This window comes from Sulfitobacter sp. S223, assembly GCF_025143825.1.
GTDB lineage: Bacteria > Pseudomonadota > Alphaproteobacteria > Rhodobacterales > Rhodobacteraceae > Sulfitobacter.
Genome location: NZ_CP083560.1, coordinates 2,562,482 through 2,581,892 on the forward strand (window position 1 = coordinate 2,562,482; position 19,411 = coordinate 2,581,892).

A 19,411-nucleotide genomic window follows, 5' to 3' on the forward strand; every position below is an offset into this window, starting at 1 on the left:
TATCCTTGAATTCCGTTTATTTCACAGCGCCAAAGGTCAGGCCCTGCACCAGTTGTTTCTGGCAGAACCATCCCAGCACGACGATGGGGCCCACTGCTGCCGCAGATACGGCGGACAAGCGGCCAAAGAACAGCCCCTCGGGCGCGCGGTTGCCCTCAATCAGCTTGGAGAGCGTAGCGGCTTCGGTCGTGGTCAGACGCACAGTCCAATAGGCCTCGTTCCAGCAAAAGATGAAGCACAATAGCGCTGTCGACGCGATGCCGCCCCACGCAAGCGGGATGAGGATCTCGCGCACTTCGCCCCATGTGCTGACCCCGTCCATCTGGCCTGCTTCGATGATCTCTTTGGGGATCTCTTTGAAGTAGGTGAACAACATCCAGATCACGATGGGCAGGTTGATCAGCGCAAGCACGAGGATTACCAGAAAATGGGTGTCGAACAGGCCTGCACTCTTGGTCAGGAAGGTCATTGGATAGAGCACCCCTGCCGCCGGCAGCATCTTGGTGGAGAGCATCCACATCAGCACGTCTTTGGTGGCACGGCCGGGATTGAACGCCATCGCATAGGCCGCCGGAATGCCGACCACCAGCGCGAACAACGTCGCAAAGACCGAGGTGATGACCGAATTCGTGGCAAAGCGCCAATAGTCGTAGTTGGCGGTCATGTTGGTGTAATTCTCAAGCGTGGGCGTGAAGAAAAACAGGAATTCGGGCTTTACCGCATCTGCATCGGTCTTGAACGATGTCAGCACCATCCAGAAGATCGGAAAGAAAAACAGCAGCGCCACAAGCCACGCCAGTGTCGGGCGGCCATATCGGCTGAAACGGGTCTGTTGGGCAACAATAGCCATGGTCTTTGTCTCCTATTCCATCAACGTCTTGCCGATCATGCGCAGCAAGAAGATGGCGACGATATTGGCAAGGATGACGGCAAAGATACCGGTCGCACTGGCCGCACCGATGTTGTTGTTGGCGAACTCGCCGATAAGATAGGGCAGGTTCTTGTTGCCGTTGCCACGGCTCACGATCTCGATCTCGGCATATAGCGACAGGTGAAAGATCGCCTGGATCATGACCACAATCGCAATTGGACGGCCAAGGTGCGGCAAGGTCAGGAAGCGGAACTGCGACCACGTGCCGGCACCGTCGAGAATGGCGGCTTCTTTCTGTTGCTGGTCTTCGGATTGCAGTGAGGTCATGAAAATCAGCACGGCAAAGGGCGTCCACTGCCATGTGACCATGATGATCACCGCAATGGCCGAGGTCTGCGTGGCACGGAATGAAATCGGCTCAAGCTGCGGCCAGAGAGAGAAAAACCAGCCCACCAATGGCGCATCCTGCAAGGAGGCGATCAGATCGTTGATGCCGCCCACGGCCAGCCCCTGCAGGCCCAGAACCGGATCAAGGATCATGTTGATCCACAGCACCGCGTTCACCGCAGGCATTACAAAGAACGGCGAAATCAACAGCACGCGCACGATACCCTGTCCAGGGAAGGCTTTGTTGATCAGCACCGCGATCAGAATGCCAAGGGCTACGGTCAGGAACAGGATTGAGCAGACGATGAAGAGGCTGTTCTGGATCGCCAGTAAAAAGTCTTTGGAATTGAGAACGAATTCATAGTTACCGAAACCGCGCCAGTTGCTGATCGAAGGACTGGTCCATTCGGGGCGGCGCAGGTTGTTCAGCACATAGCGGATGAAAGAAAAATAAAGCGTCATACCCAGCGGGATCAGCATCCAGATCAACAAGAGTACGACGGCGGGCGTCTGCAACAAGCGCGGTATAGATCGGTTTGACATGACTTCGTCCTTCAGGCGGCGGGTGGTCCGCGCCAATCTTAGCTTAGCGAATGCAAGATCGCTTGAATACGTGGGCTACGGCAACTTGTGCACCTGGGGCCGCAACAGGCGTGTAGGGGAAGACCCGCCAGGGCCTTCCCCGATTGAGGCTTAGTAGCCGGCCTCTGTCATGATCGCTTCGGCAGCGGACTGGGACGCTTCAAGCGCTTCGTCAACCGTCTTGGCACCGGACAGGGCAGCCGCGATTTCCTGTGCAACGGCCGAACCCACTTCGGGGAACTCGGGAATTGCTGCGAACTGAACACCTACGTATGGCTTCAGGTCTGTCGCTTCTGGTGCTGCGGATTCGATTGCTGCCATTTCCGCGGCGGCAAAATCTGCAACAGCCTGGAACTCGGGCAGAGCATATGTAGACGCACGCTGACCTGTCGGGACAGAGCCCCAGCCAAAGTCGGGGTGGTTACCCACGGCCTGCACATACTCTTTGGAAGTAGCCCACTCGATAAAGGCCTTGGCCTCTTCGGTGTTCTCGGTACCTGTCGGCACAGCCATTGCCCATGCCCACAGCCAGTTCGCACCAACAGGGTTACCCGCGTTTGGCGATTGTGCGTAAGCCACACCGTCCACCTCAAGGAAAGACGCGGCGATTGTGGCGTCGATCCACATGCCGCACTTGCCTTCGTTATAAAGCGCGAGAATCTCGTTGAAGGAGTTACCTTCGGATCCGGGAGGGCCGTAGTTGCCCAGCAGATCAACGTAGAAGTTGATGGCCGACTTCCATTCGTCAGAGTTGATTGTCGGCTTGAAATCAGCATCAAACCATGCGCCGCCGAAAGAGTTCACCATTGTTGTGACGAACGCCATGTTGTCGCCCCAACCCGGCTTTCCGCGCAAACATGCACCGTAAACGCCGTTGTCTGGGTCATGCATAGCAGCCGCAGCCGCCTTCACGTTGTCCCAGCTGTCGTTGTCAGCAATTGTTACGCCGGCTGCGTCGGCCAGGTCCTTGCGATACATAACCATGGAGCTTTCGCCGTAGAAAGGCGCGGCATACATTGTGCCCTCATGGGACAGGCCGGTGCGGATAGCAGGCAGGATGTCATCGGCGTCATATTCCGCGCCAAACTCCAGCGGCTCGATCCAGCCGGCAGCACCCCAGATAGGCGCTTCTTGCATGCCGATGTTGATGACGTCGTACTGGCCGCCACCGGTAGCCGTATCGGAGGTGACCTGCTCGCGCAGAACGCTTTCCTCCAGCGTGACCCAGTTCAGCTCGACCCCGGTCTCTTCGGTGTAGGCCTCCGCCACCTTTTGCATGTTGATCATGTGGCCGTTGTTGACGATCGCAATTGTGAGTTCCTTCGCATGACCGCCGGCAAATGCGCCGCCGACCGTAAGAACTGAAAGTGCTGTCGCAGTGTAGAGCGCGCGCTTAAGAGACATCCAAATTCCTCCCTAGATAGGATGTGATGCCCAAACGTTAGCAAGTATTATTACTTCGGGTCAATCACAATCTTTACGCGCGAAAAGAATTTGCGATGCCCATATATCTTCCAATCGCTTAAGCAGAGTTCCGCATCACCAGTCGGCCTTCAAATAGGGTCTCTTCGCGTTGGTCGATGCGATCTTCAGAATCGATCAAAGACAAAACCGTCTCTACACTTCGTTCGGCAATCGCATCGTAGTTCTGCGAAACCGTGGTCAGACTGGGACAGGTAAAACGCGAGAACGGATGGTCATCGTGCCCAGCGATCCGAAGTTCCGCATCCGGCAGCAGCCCTACCTTCACTCCCCTCTCAAACGCGGCGGACAGAAATCCAATGGCAAGCCGGTCGTTTGAGCACAGCACGGTGTTTGTCTTCAGCTCCTTTCTGTCCAACAGACGCCCGCCCTCGACGAAACCGATCTCTTCGAAATTCCAACCCTCGCCGCCGACCTGTACGAGGTGCGGCGCGTGCCCCAACCGGGTCATTGCGGCAATGTAGGCCTTGCGGCGCTTGTATGCGTTGGGGTTAACCGGCGTTTTCATCTCAAAAAAAGCGGGCGGCTCGCCGGAGCGGCACAGATAGTCCACAATCAGATCGACGCTTTGTGCATTATCAGAGCCGAAAAACGCCTTGCCGATGCCTTCTAGGTTGGCGTCAAACAGCACTGTAGGCACGCCATGGGCAAATTCTTCGACTTGCTCAAGCCGCGACGCTCGCCCTAACGGTGCAAGCAGCACAGCCGCAGGTTTGATCGCGCGCAAACTCTCAAGGTTGGCAATCTCCTGTTCTGGTCCGCCATGCGAGCTGAGCAACAGCGGATTATAACCCGCCTTTACAATCAGACCTTCGATGGTCCGCGCGATGCCCGCAAAGAACGGGTCCGTCAGATTGGGCACGACCAGACCGATGTTCTTGGTCTGGCGCCTGTTCTGGTTCACCGCGTAGATATTCGGACGATAGTCATACTCTTGCAGCGCGGCATCGATCTTTTCACGGATTGAGCGGCGCACACTGGCGGGGTCATTAAAGTACTTCGAGATCGTCGGGCGCGAGACCCCACTGACCGATGCGAAGTCTTCCATGTTTTTGATCTTCTGGTCACTCATCAAGCACTGCTTTCCAAACACACGGTGTCAAATTCTTTTCTTAAAGTGAACAATGGAAAAAATACTTGTAAAGAGAAAATTTGTCGCGCGCAAAGATTTTTCTGCGCAGCACCCCCGTATTCACGTGCCAAGCTTGCTCACCTAGAAACAATCGAAAGGACACCACCCATGCTAGTCCGCCCCATTTCGGTCCTGTGTCTAGGCGCAATCTCCAAGGCGATGGTGTGGAACACAACATCCTCCAATTCGTGTTGCTGGACGCTGGTTCCCGAACCGGAAGCAGGCCTTGGCGCAACCTGAGCAAAAGCTCGCTTCTCCCCGCCCCTTAGATTTCAAATACCGCGACGCGAAAGTGCAGCTCCGACGGGGTCGCGAAAACGGTCCGGGAACGACCGCTTCTGCAACTTGCGCAGCATCACCACAAGATCCTTGTCGCACATACAAAGCAATGCTGCGTCAGCAAAGACTTGAAATCCAAGGGCGGGTTTGTCCGCAGTCTGTGCCTTCTTGCGCGATGTAGTGAACGACAGCAAATATCAGACCCGCCGTTCGTGGCTCACGCAGCGGATCAACGCGAATACCCCTTTTTTTGAAAATGCGATCCCGCAGTATTTTGCGTTTGCAGCTGCAACATCGCGTTACAGAGAGATCACTATCGACATTCAGAGCAACTGGGACCATCCGGTTTTTTTCAGCGCGATTTCTGCAGCTCTTGAAATATCTAAGCGCACAATTTTGCGGCACTTCATTTAAAGACAGCAGAAGAAACGGGCATTTGCGCGGCGCGCATTCCTCTGGGTCTGTCGGGCAATGTACATATAAATGAATGCCTGTGATATCAGCAGCGTGAGAAAAGATCTTCGTATCCTTGTCGTTGAAGCTGATGCAGCCAAAGCGAAAAACATAATCGACGCGCTGCTTGAGGCAGGGTGGACCGATCTGCACGCGATCTCTCAGGTTTCGGGTCTGGAGCAATCCATAGAAGAGCATGCGCCGGATATTGTGCTCATCGACATGGCCAACCCCGACCGTGATACGCTTGAACATATTGGTGCTGTCTCGAACACCAAATCCCGCGCTGTTGCGATGTTCGTGGACCAGACCGATCCCCATCTGACCCAAGCGGCCCTTGCCGCGGGTGTCAGCGCCTATGTCGTCGACGGTTTGCAGATGAACCGCATCAAATCGGTGATCGAAACGGCAATCGCGCGGTTCCAGATGATGCGGCAAATGCGGTCAGAGCTGGATGCCGCTAAACAGGCGCTGGAGGACCGTAAAACCATCGACCGCGCCAAGGGCATTCTGATGCGCCGTCGCGGTCTTTCCGAGGATGAAGCCTATAAGCTTTTGCGAAAAGCGGCCATGGATCAGGGTCGCAAGGTGATCGACGTGGCGCAAGCACTTGTCACGGCCTCGGACTTGCTCGGATGACGCGTACTGTCCTAAACTGTGGCTATGTTCCTTTGGTTGACAGCGCTCCGCTGATCATCGCGCACGAGCTGGGTTTCGCCGCCGAAGAAGGTTTGGAGCTTAATCTTATGCGCCAGCCGTCGTGGTCCGCCTTGCGCGATATGTTGGGCCTTGGGCATCTGGACGCGGCGCAGATGCTGTCACCGATGCCGGTGGCGATGACGCTGGGACTGGGCGGACTTTCTGCGCAGATCGATACGCTTATGGGCCTGTCTGCAAATGGAACGGTATTTGGCGTCACTACACGGCTTGCGCAGCACCTTGAGCAGATTACCTTTGGCGACCCTCATGCGCTGCTGGCAGGCCTTGAGGCGTGGGGGCCAAGACCCTTGCGTGTCGGTGTCCCGTTTCCCTTCTCGATGCATCGCTTGTTGCTGTCCTATTGGACAGCGGCCGCTCCGGGCCTTGCGGTAGAGAGCGTGACCGTACCGCCCCCGCGCATGGCCGAAGCTGTAGCACAAGGGCACGTTGATGCCTTCTGGGTGGGTGAGCCTTGGGGCAGCGATATTGTGGCGCGCGGAGTGGGTGATATCGTCATGGCGGGATCTCACGTCTGGGGGTTTGCGCCCGAAAAAGTTCTGGCCGCGCGTCATGATTGGACAGTGGACAACCCCGAAACCACCCAAAAACTGATGCGCGCGGTCTATCAGGCGTCCCGCTGGCTTGATCTGGAAGAGAACAAACCGTTGGCCGTCGAAATGCTGGGCCGGAGCGAGCATCTGAACCTTTCGCATGAAGTCATCGAACCTGCGGTCACAGGCATGCTCACACCAACCGCTGGCGCTGCCCCCATACGGGTGGAGCATTTCTTGATGTTTCATGATCATGCAGCGTCGTTTCCGTGGCGCAGTCAGGCCGCGTGGATCGCCAAGCAGCTCGGCGCAGACTCTGACGGAACCGCCGCAGCCATGTCTTGTTGCCGGACTGATCTCTACCGCAAATACCTCGGCCCGATCGGCGCTGACCTGCCCGGCGCATCGGAAAAAGTCGAAGGCGCGATGAATGAAAAGACCGCTGTTGCCTCATCGCGGGGGCAGATGATTCTTGCGCCGGATGCTTTTTTTGACGGCAGGACGTTCGATTTCTCATCAAATGCGGCTGAATAAATAGGCACTCTGCGAGGCGGCTTGTATTTTTGTGCCGCACTGCAGAAAAAACATTGCGAACCGTGTCAGGGCGGTTCAACGTACTACGAAGACCACAGGCGCTGCCGCCTAACACCTCCCGCCAATGATGGTGGATTCCTCTCAAGAGCAAAGCCGCTCGTAAGACGCATGGATTTCTCCGTGCCACTTACGTGTGGCTTTTTTTCGTTTTACGGGCCCCGCCCGTCCCATCACAGGACACATAAGATGATTGCAAAACTCCCTATCGCCCTTGCCGCTACCAGCCTTCTGGCCACAGCGGCCTATGCTGAAATGCTTGATCTTGAGAAAGACGAGCTGACCTTTGGCTTTATCAAACTCACCGACATGGCCCCGCTGGCCGTGGCCTATGAGAATGGATATTTCGAGGACGAAGGTTTATTTGTGACCCTTGAGGCACAAGCCAACTGGAAAGTGCTGCTGGACGGTGTGATCGACGGACAGCTGGACGGCGCGCATATGCTGGCAGGGCAGCCGTTGGCCGCCACAATCGGCTATGGCACCAAGGCGCATATTATCACGCCTTTCTCGATGGATTTGAACGGCAACGCGATCACTGTGTCCAATGAGATATGGGAGCAGATGAAGCCCAATGTTCCGCTTATGGACGATGGCCGCCCCCAACACCCGATCAGCGCCGAGGCACTGGCCCCAGTGGTCGAAGCCTATGATGAAGAGGGTAAGCCGTTTAACATGGGCATGGTTTTCCCTGTATCCACGCACAACTATGAAATCCGCTATTGGCTGGCCGCTGGCGGTCTGAAGCCAGGGTACTATTCCCCTGAGGATGTAACAGGCACGATTGGCGCGGATGTTTTTCTGTCGGTGACACCTCCACCGCAGATGCCCGCCACAATGGAAGCCGGCACGATTTACGGCTACGCCGTGGGGGAGCCATGGAACCAGCAAGCGGTGTTCAAAGGCATCGGCGTACCGGTCATTACCGACTACGACATGTGGAAAAACAACCCCGAAAAGGTCTTTGGCATCACCAAGGAATTCGCGGATGAGAACCCCAACACGACAATCGCTCTGACCAAGGCGCTGATCCGTGCAGCGATCTGGCTGGACGAGAATGATAATGCCAACCGCGAGGAAGCGGTCGAAATGCTGTCGCGCTCGGAGTACGTCGGTGCGGATGCCGAGGTCATCGCCAATTCGATGACAGGTTTCTTTGAATTCGAGAAGGGCGACCGCCGCCCTGCCCCTGATTTCAACGTCTTCTTCCGCTATAACGCGACTTATCCATTCTATTCTGACGCCGTGTGGTACCTCACGCAGATGCGCCGCTGGGGCCAGATCGCAGAGCCGAAGTCTGACGAGTGGTTCATCGAGACAGCCAAGGAAGTCTACCGCCCCGACATCTATCTTAAAGCCGCCCGGATGCTGGTAGACGAAGATATGGCAAATGCGGCTGACTTCCCCTTTGACAGCGACGGGTTCAAAGCGCCGACGCCTGCGGCGGATATCATTGATGGCATCGGCTATAACGGGCGCACGCCCAACGCCTATCTTGAAAGCCTGCCCATCGGCCTGAAGGGCGAACAGATGATCGTCGACAACGAAATTCAGGGCTAAACCCATCTGAATTGCCGCGCCGCAGCACACACGCCTGCCCAAAAACCAGGCACGCTGCGGCGCGGAAGCTTCCCCCAATCCGCCCAGCCATCCCGCGCACACAACCCGTACCCCCCGGTACACCGCCCTAGCGCAGCACATTAGCCCCGACCAGAGAGGCCATACCATGACCGCCATTGATCCAACGCAGATCCAGACCGCCGAACGCGAGGCCAAGCGCGCCCGCCTGTTCACCCGCATCAACAAGGCCGACTCCTGGTTTCAGGTCTTGGGTCTTGCATGGCTCACCCCGATCCTGAAAGCCGCCGCTGGCGACAACCCGCGCGCGCAGGTGGGCGAAATCTGGCGTCTACTGGGCGTGCCGCTCTTGGCGATTGCGATTTTCTTGCTCGCATGGGGCATACTGGCACCGAAAGTGCAAACATCCCTTGGTGCTGTGCCCGGGCCTGCGCAAGTCTGGGAACAGGCAAAAGCCCTCAATGCCGATGCCATTCGGGAGCGAGAGAAAGAAGCCGCATTCTATGAGCGTCAAGATGCCCGCAACGCCAAGCTTGTCGCAGACGGCCAAGAGGATCGCGTGCGCGAGCGGGCCTATACAGGGCGCCCGACCTATTACGCGCAAATCTGGACCTCAATCAAAACCGTCTTCTTCGGGTTTCTGATTGCTGCCATCATCGCCATTCCGCTGGGCATCGCGGCGGGCCTGTCCAAGACGGCCAATGCAGCCCTGAACCCGCTGATCCAGATTTTCAAACCCGTCTCGCCGCTGGCGTGGCTGCCGATTGTGACCATGATCGTCTCGGCGCTTTATGCCAGTAATGACGGCATGTTTTCCAAGAGCTTTCTGATCTCGGCGATCACAGTGACTCTCTGCTCGCTCTGGCCCACGCTGATCAACACCGCATTGGGTGTGGCCAGCATCGACAAAGATCTGTTGAGCGTGTCCCGCGTCCTGAAGATGAACACATGGACCAAGATCACCAAGCTGGTGCTGCCCTCGGCGCTGCCGCTGATCTTCACCGGCCTGCGGCTGAGCCTTGGGGTCGGTTGGATGGTGCTGATCGCCGCCGAGATGCTGGCGCAGAACCCCGGTCTGGGAAAATTCGTCTGGGATGAGTTCCAGAACGGCTCATCCCAGTCCTTGGCCAAGATCATGGTGGCGGTGTTCACCATCGGGATCATCGGTTTCCTGTTGGACCGTGTGATGTACGCACTCCAGTCCATGTTTACCTTCTCGGCCAATCGGTAAGCGGCGCTCGGGCGACGCAGAAAGGAATAACGATGAGCATTCTGAGCATCAAAAACGTGAACAAGGGCTTTGGCGTAGGCACCGAGCGGGCCGAGGTTCTCAAAGGCATCAATCTTGAGGTGAAGGAAGGCGAATTCCTTGCCATCCTCGGCTTCTCCGGCACGGGTAAATCCACGCTGATGAACTTGATTGCAGGGCTTGAGATGCCCGACAGCGGAACGCTGACCTATCGCGGCGCGCCCATCACCGAACCGGGACCAGAGCGGGGGCTGATCTTCCAGTCCTATTCGCTCATGCCGTGGCTGACAGTGGGCGGCAATGTGGGACTGGCCGTGGATGCGGTTTTCCCCAAGCTCAGCAAGGCGGAGCGGGAGACGAAGATCAATCACTACGTCTCGATGGTGGGTCTGCCGCATGCAATCGGGCGACGTCCAGCGGAATTGTCGGGGGGCATGCGCCAACGGGTTGCTGTGGCGCGCGCACTGGCGATGAACCCCGAGATGCTGCTGCTGGACGAGCCGCTCTCGGCGCTGGATGCGTTGACACGGGCCAATCTGGCGGATGAAATTCTGGAGATTTGGGAGAGCGACAAAAAGACCTGCATCCTGATCACCAATGATGTGGATGAGGCGATCCTCCTTGCAGACCGTATTGTGCCGCTCAACCCTGATGGCACTTTGGCCGATCCGATTGAGGTAGGTATCCCCCGCCCCCGCGACCGGATGGCCATGAACAACGACGAGACGTTCAAGGCGCTGCGCGCAAGTGTGACCAAATATCTGATGGATGTGGGGATCGAGGCCAAGGTCGAAGAGAGCAAGACCTTGCCCGATGTCACGCCAATTCATGCGGTGCCAAAGGTTGTAGCAGACGCGCAGAAAAGCCCGATTGAGGAACGCTATCTGACGTTCTCGCAGTTGCACAAAGTCTACCCGACGCCCAAAGGGCCGCTGACAGTGGTTGAGGATTTTGACCTCAAGGTCAACAAGGGCGAGTTTATCTCGCTGATCGGGCATTCGGGCTGTGGCAAATCGACGGTGCTGACCATGGCGGCAGGCCTAAACCCGATCTCGAAGGGCGCGATCAAACTGGATGGATGGAACGTGGAGGGGGCGGACCCCGAGCGTGCCGTTGTCTTCCAGTCACCCAACCTGTTCCCGTGGCTGAGCGCCAAGGAGAATGTGGCGATCGGGGTGGATAAAGTTTACCCCAAAGCATCCCAAGCCGAGCGCCAGGATGTGGTGGAATACTACCTTGAGCGTGTCGGTCTGGCCGACAGTATGGACAAGGGGGCGGCGTCGCTTTCCAACGGGATGAAGCAGCGCGTTGGCATCGCACGGGCTTTTGCGCTGTCGCCTAAACTGCTCTTGCTGGACGAGCCATTTGGCATGCTCGACAGCCTGACGCGATGGGAACTGCAAGAAGTGCTGATGGAGGTCTGGTCGCGCACCAAGGTGACGGCCGTTTGTGTAACCCATGACGTTGATGAGGCGATCCTTTTGGCCGACCGCGTTGTGATGATGACCAACGGCCCACAGGCCACAATTGGCAAGATCACGGATGTGAAGCTGCCCCGTCCACGCACCCGCAAGGCGCTGCTGGAGCATCCCGATTACTATGCTTACCGGCAGGAGGTTCTTGATTTCCTTGAGGAATACGAACACGGCAACACGTCGAAATCCGAGAAGGCCGGGAAACCAGTCCCCAAAAAACCCATCGCGGCGGAGTAAATTATGACACAAAAACTGATTATTATCGGGGCGGGAATGGCCACGGGCCGTGCGCTAGAAACCTTGCTGGAAACAGCACCAAACGCCTATGAGGTCACGCTCTTCAACGCCGAGCCGCGCGGCAACTACAACCGCATCATGCTCAGCCCCGTTCTGGCGGGTGACAAGACTTATGCCGAGATCGAGACGCATACGCCTGCATGGTACGCCGAGAATGGCGTGACCTGCCGCTTTGGAGAGAAGATCGCCAGCATCGACCGCACGGCCAGGACCGTCACAGCCGAAAATGGCGATGTGCTGGCCTATGACAAGCTGTTGTTCGGCACTGGATCGAACCCGTTCATGATCCCTCTGCCCGGTCACGATCTGGAAGGCGTCATCGCCTACCGCGATCTGGAAGATACCGAGCGAATGATGGACCTTGGGCCTGATCACAAATGCGTGGTGATCGGTGGCGGTTTGTTGGGTTTGGAGGCCGCCGCGGGCATGGCGGCGCGCGGTGTCGACGTTACAGTGGTTCACATCATGGGCCACCTGATGGAGCGTCAGCTGGACGAGGCTGCTGGCTATCTGCTGCGCAATGCTTTGGTGGCCAAGGGCATTACCGTCAAATGCTCCGCCAACTCCAAGGAGATACTGGGCAAGGACGGCCATGTGCGCGCGCTGTTGCTGGATGATGGGACAGAGCTGCCCTGCGATCTGCTGGTGATGGCGGTCGGCATCCGGCCCAATGTGAAACTGGCGCAAGATGCAGGGCTGGCCGTAGGGCGCGGTATTCACGTGGACGACCAGATGGTGAGCTCCGACCCCGACATCCTCGCCGTGGGCGAATGTGTAGAGCATGACGGCGCGATCTTTGGCCTTGTTGCCCCGCTTTATGATCAGGCGCGGGTGGCTGCAATGACCCTGCTGGAGGAAGAGGCGCAGTTTGTTCAAAAAGAGCTGTCGACCAAGCTTAAGGTGACAGGATGCGATCTGTTTTCAGCAGGTGATTTTGCGGAGAGTGAAGGGCGCGAGGACATCGTGTTCCGCGATCCTGCACGCGGCGTTTACCGGCGTCTGGTGATCGAGAATAACGTGATTATCGGGGCGGTAATGTACGGCGATACGGCCGACAGCAATTGGTTCTTTGGCCTTATTCGCGACAAGACCGACATCGTAGAGATGCGCGACACGCTGATCTTTGGTCCTGCCTATCAGGGGGGCCCCCTCGCGGACCCGCTCTCAGCCGTTGCAGCCTTACCGCGTGACGCGGAAATCTGTGGCTGTAACGGCATTTGCAAAGGCACGATTGAGGATGCCATCGCAGGCGGGGCGACCGACCTTGCGGCGGTGAAAGCCACGACAAAGGCTTCGGCCTCCTGCGGGACCTGCACCGGATTGGTCGAGCAGGTTCTGGCGGTCACATTGGGCGATGATTTCGTGCTGCCCGCCACCGCCAGTATCTGCGCCTGCACTGACATGACCCATGAGGATGTGCGCCGCATGATCAAATCACAGCGGCTGACCTCGATGCCTGCCGTCTGGCAGGAATGCGGGTGGAAAACCTCGTGCGGATGCCATGTGTGCCGCCCTGCCCTGAACTTCTATCTGCTGGCAGACTGGCCGCTGGACTATACCGATGATCCGCAGTCGCGTTTCATCAACGAGCGCAAGCACGCCAACATTCAGAAAGACGGCACGTTTAGCGTGGTACCGCGCATGTGGGGCGGGATCACCACACCAGACGAACTGCGCGCGATCGCGGATGCGGCGGATAAATACATGGTGCCTACGGTCAAGGTGACGGGCGGTCAGCGGATCGACCTTCTGGGCGTCAAAGGCGAGGACCTGCCCGCGATCTGGAAGGATCTCAACGATGCGGGCATGGTGTCGGGCTATGCCTACTCCAAGGGGCTGCGCACGGTCAAAACCTGCGTTGGCACGGATCATTGCCGCTTTGGCACGCAGGATTCTACTGGCCTTGGCATCAAGCTGGAAAAGACGCTGCACGGCTCTTGGACACCCCATAAGCTCAAGCTTGGCGTGTCGGGATGCCCGCGCAACTGTGCCGAGGCGACCTGCAAAGATATCGGTGTAATCTGTGTCGACAGCGGATTTCAAATCAGCATCGGCGGTGCCGCTGGCATGGACGTCAAAGAGACCGAATTGCTGGTACAGGTGGCCTCTGAGGCAGAGGCGATAGACGTGATCAAGGCTATGACGCAGCTCTACCGCGAGAACGCCAAATACCTTGACCGCATTTACAAATGGATGGCCAAGGTGGGTCTGAACTGGATCGAGACGCGTGTCGTCACCGATCTGGCAGAACGCGCCGCCTTGGTGGAACGGTTCGAGTTGAGCCAGAGTATTTACCGCCATGATCCTTGGGCGGCCCATGTCAATGACAAGGCCGAAAGCTACCAGCCCCTTGCGCAGCTTGGCTTGGAGGCAGCGGAATGAGCGACTGGATTGATATTGCGGCCCTTGACGACATCCCCCAGCGTGGAGCGCGTTTGGTCAAAACGGCTCAGGGCTGTGTGGCCGTGTTCCGCACCGCCACCGATGCGGTCTATGCCCTCGACAACAGGTGCCCACACAAAGGCGGGCCTTTGGCCGAAGGGATCGTGCATGGCGCCTCCGTCACCTGCCCGCTGCACAATTGGGTGTTCTCGCTTGAAACGGGTCAGGCCCAAGGACTGGATGAGGGTCAGGTGGCCACCTATCCCGCGCGCGTCATAGACGGGCGGATCGAGTTGGAGGCGGCCTTCCTCGCGGCGCGCACCGCCGCATGAGCCTGACGCGGACAACCTGCCCCTATTGCGGCGTTGGATGTGGCGTTTTGGCAGGGCCCGACGGCACGATCAAAGGCGATCCCGATCATCCGGCAAACTTTGGCCGGCTGTGCTCGAAGGGGGCCGCACTGGGCGAGACAATTGATCTGGAGGGACGATTGCTCGCACCCCAGATTGGAGGCATGGAAGTGGACTGGGATAGCGCATTGGAGCGCGTCGCACAGGCGTTCTCTGACGCGGTCCGCGATCACGGGCCTGACAGCGTCGCGTTCTATGCCTCCGGCCAGCTGCTGACCGAAGATTATTACGTGGCCAACAAGCTGATGAAAGGGTTCATCGGCTCGGCCAATATCGACACGAACTCACGGCTGTGCATGGCATCGTCGGTGGCGGGGCATAAGCGCGCTTTCGGGACGGATACTGTGCCCGGCACCTATGCCGATCTGGAGCAAGCGGATCTCATTGTTTTGGTTGGCTCAAACCTCGCGTGGTGTCATCCGGTGCTCTACCAGCGCATCGTAGCAGCGAAAGAGGCGCGGCCAAACATGCGCGTGGTCAACATTGATCCACGTCGCACGGCAACTTGTGATCTGGCGGATGCACATTTGCGCGTGGCACCTGACGGCGATGTGGCGCTGTTCAACGGGTTGCTGGCCTATCTGGCCGACCATGACCACCTCGATATGGACTATGTCACCGCGCATGTGGGCGGATGCAGTGCCGCACTGGCGCAGGCGCGTGCCACAGATGCTTTGCAATCCGGCATCAGCGCCGAAGATCTGGGCCGTTTTTACAAACTTTGGGCGCGGACCAAAAAGGTCGTGACCGTCTATTCGCAAGGCGTAAATCAATCGGCCAGCGGCACCGACAAAGTGGGCGCGATCCTGAATTGTCATCTGGCCACGGGTCGCATTGGCAAGGTCGGCGCGGGGCCGTTTTCTGTCACGGGCCAGCCCAACGCCATGGGTGGGCGCGAAGTGGGCGGGCTGGCGAATATGCTGGCCAATCATCTCGACATCGAGAATTCCGAACACCGCGACACGGTGCAAACCTTTTGGAACAGCCCCACCATCTGTGACCAAGCGGGTCTCAAGGCCGTTGATCTGTTCGAAGCCTGTGCGCGGGGCAAGATCAAGGCGCTTTGGGTGATGTCCACCAATCCTGCCGTCTCGATGCCCGATGCGGGATATGTGGCGAAGGCCATAGCAAACGTGCCATTTGTCGCCGTCTCTGACATCATGGCGCGCACGGATACCGGTGATCTGGCCGATGTGCTGCTCCCTGCCGCAGGCTGGGGCGAGAAGGACGGCACGGTCACCAATTCCGAACGCCGCATTTCGCGCCAGCGGGCGTTTTTGCCAACGCCCGGTCAGGCACGCCCTGATTGGCGCATTATCAGTGATGTAGCAACGACCATGGGCTTTGGTGAGGCGTTCGACTATGATACCTCCGCCGATGTCTTTGCCGAATATATCGCACTGGATGCGGCCGCGCGCCCCTTTGACCGCGATCTGGACCTGAGCATCTTTGCCGATGTTGATTACGCCAAACTGATCCCCACGCAATGGCCGCGCACCGATGCAAGGTTTTTCGCGGACGGCAAATTCTACCACACGGATGGCAAGGCGCGGATGCTACCGATCACGGCGCCGACGTTGGAGCACAAAGGCCTGACGCTCAATACAGGGCGGAACCGTGACCAGTGGCATACGATGACGCGCACGGGGAAATCCCCGAAACTGGGCGCACATCTGGCGGAGCCTTATCTGGAAATCCATCCAGACGATGCGGCGGATGTCGGTACATCCCACGGCGATCTGATGGCGGTCGAAACGGCTCAAGGCAGCGCCATTTTGCGCAGCCTTGTCACCGACCGTGTTGCACGCGGACAGCTTTTTGCACCGATGCACTGGACCCGCCAGACCGCGCGCGGTGCTGTGGTGAATACGTTGATGTCCTCGGTCACGGATCCTTTTTCCGGCCAGCCCGCGCTCAAACGTGGCAGGGGCTTGAGCGTCTCTCCCTTTGTGGCCAAGTGGTATGGTTTCATGGCTTGCGCGCAGAAGCCGCGGGCCACGACGCCCTATGCCGCGATTGCGCGCACGGCGACGGGGTGGCAGGTCGAGATGGCAGCACTTGAATCGCCAACGGACTGGATCGAGGCCGCCCGCAGCATCGCGCAACTGCCAAAGGCGGAGGCGGCAGTCTATGAGGGCGGCCCAGGAGGCATCCTGCGCGTGGCTCTGAGCACTCAAGGCATGATCCAAGCGCTATTCTTTGTCGCAAATAGCGCCGTGGCGCTCTCGCGCAGCGCGGCCATTGCGCATATCGGGACAGACACGCCGCCGTTGGAGGCATTGGCGGGGCGCATGGGCAAGAACCAGCCCGACCCCGGCGCAATCGTGTGTGCCTGTCTGAACGTGGGTCAGAACACGCTGGTCAATGCAATTGGTGCGGGGGCATTTTCCGTGGCGGCCTTGGGTGAGGTGACCTGCGCGGGGACCAACTGCGGCTCTTGCAAGCCTGAGCTTGCACGGCTGGTGGCGCAGCACAGCCTGCCGGTGGCGGCAGAATGACCCTCGCCCCTTTTGTCAGGATCGTCGCACAGGGCAAGGGGCGCGCCCGCGCCATGACCTTGGATGAGGCGCAAGATGCGATGAGCGTGATCCTGCAAGGAAAGGCTGCGCCTGAGGCGGTGGGCGCGCTGCTGATGGTGCTGCGTTTGCGCGGGGAAGAGCCACAGGAGATCGCCGGTTTCACTGCCGCCCTGCGCGCGCATACGAAGGGGCAACTGCCGGCTGCTGATCTGGATTGGCCCAGCTACGCCGCAGGGCGTAGTCGGGGCGCGCCGCTTTATCTGCTGGCGGCCCGGCTGGTGGCGCAGACGGGTGTTCGCATATCGATGCACGGCCACAATGCCTATCAGAACATGGCAATACAGCCGGATGATATCCGTGCACTGGCAGGACCTCAGGTGCGGTATGACCCGCTGGCCGAGTTGTGCCCAGAGGCCTTTTCCCTGTTGGATTTGCGCAGAGACCTGGGCTTGCGGTCATGCATTAACACGGTGTTGCGCATGTGGAATCCGGCGCAGGCCCCCGCCACGGTGCAGGGCGTGTTCCATCCCTCCTATCGCAGCCTGCAGGCGCAGGCTGCCGAGATATTGGGCCAGAAAACCCTCAGCATCATCAAGGGCGGCGGCGGCGAGTTCGAGCGCCATCCCTCCAAGGACATTATCTGTTTTGGCCTGCGCAAAGGTCAGCACATCCAGGAAAAAGCCCCCGCGATCCTGTCCCAGACCCGCCGCTTGCATGAAGAGAGCACGAGGATCGACCCGAGGGCGCTTTGGCAAGGGACGCTGCGCGATCCGTTTGCCGAAGCCACGGTGACCGGCACCGCCGCATTGGCGCTCTGGACGCTTGATCCGAACTTAACCCTCAACGCCGCGCAGGGCCACGCGAATGCACTTTGGCTGGACCGCACCATGGATGAAGGAATTTACGCATGAAGACTTTTCCGATGTTCCTGCAGATGGCGGGCCGCCGTGTTGTGATTGTGGGCGGCGGCGAACAAGCGGCGCAAAAGACGCGACTGATGCTCAAAACCGAAGCCACGATCACCGTGATCAGCGATGCGCTGGATGATGAGTTGGCAGATCTTGCTGCCGTTGGCCGGATCACCCAACATAGCGGTGCGGTAATTGCGCAAGACTTCGGGGATAGCGCATTGGTGTTTGTCGCCACAGGCTGCCCCGGTGCGGATGGTGCGCTGCATGCGCTGGCCAAAACGGCAGGCGCGACGGTGAACGTAGTGGACCAGCCCGCGCTATGTGATGTGATCACGCCTTCGATCGTGGACCGCGATCCGGTGGTTGTTGCGATCGGAACAGAAGGCACAGCGCCCGTTCTGGCCCGCCAGATCAAAACGCAAGTCGAGCAGATGCTGGAGCCCGAACTGGGCGCATTGGCGTCCCTTGCGGGACGGTTGCGCGCCAGTGCGGCACAGCACCTTGGCCCGCGCGCACGACGCGATTTGTGGCGGTGGGTATTTGGTGATGCACCCCGCCGTGCTCATGCGCGCGGGGCGCAGCGGGAAACGGCACATATGATAAAACATGCCATTGCCACAGGTGATTTCGGACAAGAGCCCGGCGGGAGTGTTGCCTTGGTCGGGGCTGGGCCAGGGGCGAAAGACCTCATCACCCTACGCGGTGTGCAGCGCCTGCAAGAGGCCGATGTGATCTACTATGATCGTTTGGTGGACCCCGACATTCTGGAACTGGCGCGGCGGGATGCAGAGCGGATCTATGTGGGCAAACGGCCCGGTTGCCACAGCTGGCCACAGGAGAAAATCACGCAAACAATCGTTGCCGCTGCCAAGGGCGGAGCGCGGGTTGTGCGCCTCAAATGCGGCGATCCGGGTATTTTTGCCCGTGGGCTTGAAGAAATAGAGGCCCTGCGTGCGGCAGATATCCCCGTTGAAATCGTACCCGGTGTTACTGCGGCGAGCGGTGTGGCGGCAGCCAGTGGCCAGACCCTGACCGAGCGGGAAGAGATCGACACGTTAGTGCTCACCACGGGCCATGTCTCGGAGGGATGTGCGGTGCCAGAGGTCCTGCGCACCCTCACGCCGGGAACGTGCGTTGCCCTTTACATGGCCGTTCGCGCGGCGCCGCAGATCAGCGCATATTTGGCCACACGTCACGCGCCCCAAGCCATTGACGTCACGATCGTCGCCCATGCGCAAACGGATGCCCAGATTGTCACGAGCTGCGATATCGCGTCGCTTCCTGCAACGCTTTTGGCGCATGGCATCACGGATACCGCGACTCTCCTACTCAAATTACGCAGGAACGTTCGACATGATCAGCGGAAGCAAGATACCGGAGGTCATCACCCTTCGTCATGTGGCAGTGCTGTCATTCCATTGCACGTGGGAGGGTGAGATATCACCTATCGCTGTAGATCGTATCTGCGGCTACAACGGTCCACCGCCGTCAAAGAAATTAGGGCAAAGTCTGTCTATTCGCAGCCGCGGGGTAAACTCTCTTTTCCCCGCGGTTTGATAGCTC

At 58.6% G+C, this 19,411-nt stretch carries 15 protein-coding genes; 11 read left to right on the forward strand and 4 right to left on the reverse strand.

Annotation, left to right across the window (positions count from 1 at the left end; genetic code table 11):
- Positions 1-16: 16 nt before the first annotated feature.
- From K3757_RS12220 to K3757_RS12235, 4 genes are all read right to left on the reverse strand, one after another.
- Positions 17-850: a carbohydrate ABC transporter permease gene (locus tag K3757_RS12220; protein WP_259995865.1), complete on the reverse strand. Its 834-nt coding sequence runs from the start codon at positions 848-850 to the stop codon at positions 17-19.
- Between the two features lie 12 nt (positions 851-862).
- Complete coding sequence (locus K3757_RS12225) at positions 863-1,801, reverse strand: carbohydrate ABC transporter permease (protein ID WP_259995866.1); 939 nt, start codon at positions 1,799-1,801, stop codon at positions 863-865.
- 150 nt (positions 1,802-1,951) lie between these two features.
- Positions 1,952-3,244 carry a sugar ABC transporter substrate-binding protein gene (locus tag K3757_RS12230; protein WP_259995868.1) on the reverse strand — a complete coding sequence of 431 codons (1,293 nt, stop codon included), beginning with the start codon at positions 3,242-3,244 and terminating at the stop codon, positions 1,952-1,954.
- A gap of 118 nt (positions 3,245-3,362) precedes the next feature.
- Positions 3,363-4,394, reverse strand: coding sequence for a LacI family DNA-binding transcriptional regulator (locus K3757_RS12235; protein WP_259995870.1), 1,032 nt, complete (start codon positions 4,392-4,394; stop codon positions 3,363-3,365).
- 519 nt (positions 4,395-4,913) lie between these two features.
- Here K3757_RS12235 and K3757_RS12240 point away from each other — a divergent pair.
- From K3757_RS12240 to cysG, 11 genes are all read left to right on the forward strand, one after another.
- Positions 4,914-5,147 carry a hypothetical protein gene (locus K3757_RS12240; RefSeq protein ID WP_259995872.1) on the forward strand — a complete coding sequence of 78 codons (234 nt, stop codon included), beginning with the start codon at positions 4,914-4,916 and terminating at the stop codon, positions 5,145-5,147.
- A gap of 93 nt (positions 5,148-5,240) precedes the next feature.
- Positions 5,241-5,825 carry an ANTAR domain-containing response regulator gene (locus K3757_RS12245; RefSeq protein WP_259995874.1) on the forward strand — a complete coding sequence of 195 codons (585 nt, stop codon included), beginning with the start codon at positions 5,241-5,243 and terminating at the stop codon, positions 5,823-5,825.
- Positions 5,822-6,970 (forward strand): CmpA/NrtA family ABC transporter substrate-binding protein, encoded by a 1,149-nt coding sequence (locus K3757_RS12250; protein WP_259995877.1) that lies wholly within the window; start codon positions 5,822-5,824, stop codon positions 6,968-6,970. Before K3757_RS12245 ends, K3757_RS12250 begins: the two co-directional genes overlap by 4 nt.
- 246 nt (positions 6,971-7,216) lie before the next feature.
- Positions 7,217-8,587, forward strand: a complete 1,371-nt coding sequence (locus K3757_RS12255) for a CmpA/NrtA family ABC transporter substrate-binding protein (protein WP_259995879.1) — start codon at positions 7,217-7,219, stop codon at positions 8,585-8,587.
- A 166-nt stretch (positions 8,588-8,753) separates the two neighbouring features.
- Complete coding sequence (locus tag K3757_RS12260) at positions 8,754-9,836, forward strand: ABC transporter permease (protein ID WP_259995881.1); 1,083 nt, start codon at positions 8,754-8,756, stop codon at positions 9,834-9,836.
- A 32-nt stretch (positions 9,837-9,868) separates the two neighbouring features.
- The gene (locus K3757_RS12265; RefSeq protein WP_259995884.1) at positions 9,869-11,566 is read left to right on the forward strand and encodes an ABC transporter ATP-binding protein; all 1,698 of its coding nucleotides are present in this window, start codon (positions 9,869-9,871) and stop codon (positions 11,564-11,566) included.
- A gap of 3 nt (positions 11,567-11,569) precedes the next feature.
- A complete protein-coding gene (gene nirB, locus K3757_RS12270) occupies positions 11,570-14,008 on the forward strand; it encodes a nitrite reductase large subunit NirB (protein ID WP_259995891.1) in 2,439 nt (812 codons plus the stop codon).
- Positions 14,005-14,340: a nitrite reductase small subunit NirD gene (gene nirD / locus K3757_RS12275; RefSeq protein WP_259995894.1), complete on the forward strand. Its 336-nt coding sequence runs from the start codon at positions 14,005-14,007 to the stop codon at positions 14,338-14,340. Before nirB ends, nirD begins: the two co-directional genes overlap by 4 nt.
- The gene (locus K3757_RS12280) at positions 14,337-16,916 is read left to right on the forward strand and encodes a nitrate reductase (RefSeq protein ID WP_259995895.1); all 2,580 of its coding nucleotides are present in this window, start codon (positions 14,337-14,339) and stop codon (positions 16,914-16,916) included. Before nirD ends, K3757_RS12280 begins: the two co-directional genes overlap by 4 nt.
- Positions 16,913-17,848 carry a glycosyl transferase family 3 gene (locus tag K3757_RS12285; RefSeq protein WP_259995896.1) on the forward strand — a complete coding sequence of 312 codons (936 nt, stop codon included), beginning with the start codon at positions 16,913-16,915 and terminating at the stop codon, positions 17,846-17,848. The genes K3757_RS12280 and K3757_RS12285 overlap by 4 nt, the downstream gene beginning before the upstream one ends.
- Positions 17,845-19,284: a siroheme synthase CysG gene (gene cysG / locus K3757_RS12290; protein WP_259995897.1), complete on the forward strand. Its 1,440-nt coding sequence runs from the start codon at positions 17,845-17,847 to the stop codon at positions 19,282-19,284. The genes K3757_RS12285 and cysG overlap by 4 nt, the downstream gene beginning before the upstream one ends.
- Positions 19,285-19,411: the final 127 nt, after the last annotated feature.